This window comes from Glaesserella parasuis (assembly GCF_002015085.1).
Lineage (GTDB): Bacteria > Pseudomonadota > Gammaproteobacteria > Enterobacterales > Pasteurellaceae > Glaesserella > Glaesserella parasuis.
The window spans coordinates 1-2,466 of record NZ_MUXW01000044.1; the positions used below are offsets into that span (position 1 = coordinate 1).

A 2,466-nucleotide genomic window follows, 5' to 3' on the forward strand; every position below is an offset into this window, starting at 1 on the left:
TAATTTACCCAAAGGAGTGTGCAATGGCACGCAATGAATTAAGTAAAAATGCAAGAGCGATTGCGGATTTGATTTACCGAAAATCCGTCTCTCGAACGCATAAAGATTTAGCGCGCAAAATCGGCGTGTCTGAATCGCAGTTTAGCCGTGTGTTTTTTGCAATATGTGGAATGGTACGCCGTGATTTGTGATGAGTTGGAGATTGAGCTGATTGATGAGAAGGAATTGGCTGCTTACAAAACTTTGGCTCGTAAGTCGTTAGATGAATAAAAACCCACGCTGGAACGTGGGTATATCAAAGGGAGATAATGTTTATGAAAACAGAGTTATTATCTACTAATCAGAGAGAAAATGCAACCCTGACGATGAGTAGTCGGGAGATTGCACGAATCACAGAAAGCAGACACCGTGATGTGTGCTTATCTATTAGAAACCTGATGAATAAAGGGGTAATTGGGGGGTATGCGGAAAGTCCGTACACCCATGAGCAAAATGGGCAAGTCTATTACGAGTATCATATTAATAAACGTGATACTTATGTGATTGTGGCTCAATTCTCTCCTGAATTTACTGCTCGTTTAGTTGATCGTTGGCAAGAGTTAGAAAATCAACAGAAATTACCGAGCAACTATCTTCAAGCTCTTAAGGCATTAGTTGAAAGTGAAGAAGAAAAGCAAACCTTGTTACTCGAAAATCAAATAATGAAACCGAAAGCGGATTTTGTCGATCACTATGTCGAAGTCGGTACTAGCAAATCCCTACGAGAAACTGCCAAGATTTTAAATTTCCCTGAAAAGATGATGATTGAGTGTTTGTTACGTGATCGTGTGTTGTATCGTCAATCTGGCAATCTATTGCCGTATCAAACCGTTCATTCAAAAGAGCTGTTTACTGTGAAAACAGGTACAGCAGAACACGGACATAATTTTACGCAAACCCGTGTTACTGGCAAAGGTATTGAGTGGATAGCACAACGTTATGCTTCGGAGTTAGGACTATGAGTAAATTTATTCCAAATTCATTTCAAGTGCCAAATGCGGTTGTTGATGAATTAATGAGCGTGTTAAGTGGGGCTGAATTTAAGTGTTATATGCTTGTTGTTAGGCAAACAACGGGCTGGAATAAGCAAAAAGATGCCGTTTCTATTTCTCAAATGATGGAAAAATGTAATTTAAGTAATCGTGGTGTCATTGATGCTTGTGACAAATTGGTGGAAATGGGGCTTTTAACTAAGTCTAAAGGGTATCGTGGAATGAATGTTTTTTCGGTTAATTTCGACAAAATTCCGACCTGTGAAGTAAGTTCACCTGTGAACTCAGCTCACTCGACCTGTGAAGTAAGTTCACAAGTACCTGTGAACTCAGCTCACACACAAAATACCACTAAACAAAATAACAATACCAAAAATAACACCCTAACGGGTGTTAACGCGTGCGAGAAAAAATCCGAAGATTTGATTTTGTTGGAAAAGTTTGGGATTACCGGACAACTGGCAAAAGATTTTATTGTTCATCGGAAGTCTTTCAAAGCTCCTATCACTGAAACTGCGTTGAAGGGTTTTCAGCGTGAGGCGGACAAAGCCAAAATTCCTATTCAACAAGCCATTGCAATTTCGATTGAGCGTGGTTGGCGTGGGTTTAATGCTGGTTGGGATTGGCAAAATGACGGAGTTTCTGCAAAAAATCCACAAAATCCGTCCGCTCGTAATACTTCCAAGCCATTTATCCCTGATGACGAAGGCAACTGGGCGGAAGGTATGTCTATCACGCTAAGGGGAAGTTAATGCAAAACGTGGCATCAATGAACTTGAAAAGCCTTGTCGGGCAAGAGCCAAATTACCAAGTGCCAGCAAAGACAACGGCAATTCCAGACGGTGCGATTAGAGCCGTTAATCAATTATTCATTCAGCTTCGGGCGATTTTTCCTGCGTGGAAAAATTCATTTCCTGATGCAGACAGTTACCGTGAAGCAAAACGGATTTGGCTTGAAACGTTGGTGAATGAAAAAATTACGACGATTGAGCAACTGCAAAACGGGATTGCGCGAGCGAAAAAATCCAAAAATCCATTCTGGCCAAGCGTAGGCGAGTTTGTGGAGTGGTGCAAAACGGTGGACTACGAAGCGTTAGGTTTGCCTGATGAGGATAAACTTTACAAGCGGTTACAAGCGTTTATGGCATTTGGTATGGAAGAAATCCAGCAGTTTAAGTTTGTCTCTACTGCGGAGTATTACTTGATTACCGATTTGTATGTGCGTTGTCGGACTGGTGAATGGAGCGATAAGCAACTCAAAGATGAGATTAAAAAATCCCTCGTCAAAATGAGTAAGCGGTTAAAAACAAGGGAGGTTTTACCAGAACCCAAACTGGCATTACCTCAAGAAGTGAAAGCAGTCGATCGTGAAAAGGTGAGGGCTTTCTGGGGTGGTTTGTTGAAACAGGTTAGGGGGTTTTAGGTGAGTTTTGAT

At 41.2% G+C, this 2,466-nt stretch carries 3 protein-coding genes and 1 pseudogene; all 4 read left to right on the forward strand.

Annotated features, from left to right (window positions below):
* Positions 1-191 (forward strand): annotated as a pseudogene (locus tag B0183_RS09880) (hypothetical protein); the annotation flags it as partial.
* Between the two features lie 123 nt (positions 192-314).
* Complete coding sequence (locus B0183_RS09885; RefSeq protein ID WP_035703224.1) at positions 315-1,001, forward strand: phage antirepressor KilAC domain-containing protein; 687 nt, start codon at positions 315-317, stop codon at positions 999-1,001.
* The gene (locus B0183_RS09890) at positions 998-1,783 is read left to right on the forward strand and encodes a replication protein (RefSeq protein ID WP_071610287.1); all 786 of its coding nucleotides are present in this window, start codon (positions 998-1,000) and stop codon (positions 1,781-1,783) included. The genes B0183_RS09885 and B0183_RS09890 overlap by 4 nt, the downstream gene beginning before the upstream one ends.
* Complete coding sequence (locus tag B0183_RS09895) at positions 1,783-2,454, forward strand: replication protein P (RefSeq protein ID WP_078208737.1); 672 nt, start codon at positions 1,783-1,785, stop codon at positions 2,452-2,454. Before B0183_RS09890 ends, B0183_RS09895 begins: the two co-directional genes overlap by 1 nt.
* Positions 2,455-2,466 lie beyond the last annotated feature (12 nt).

What these genes read in the sequence shown, in the direction of transcription:
- B0183_RS09885 (WP_035703224.1), top strand. Translation starts at nt 315, where the DNA reads ATGAAAACAGAGTTATTATCTACTAATCAGAGAGAAAATGCAACCCTG.
- B0183_RS09890 (WP_071610287.1), top strand. Translation starts at nt 998, where the DNA reads ATGAGTAAATTTATTCCAAATTCATTTCAAGTGCCAAATGCGGTTGTT.
- B0183_RS09895 (WP_078208737.1), top strand. Translation starts at nt 1,783, where the DNA reads ATGCAAAACGTGGCATCAATGAACTTGAAAAGCCTTGTCGGGCAAGAG.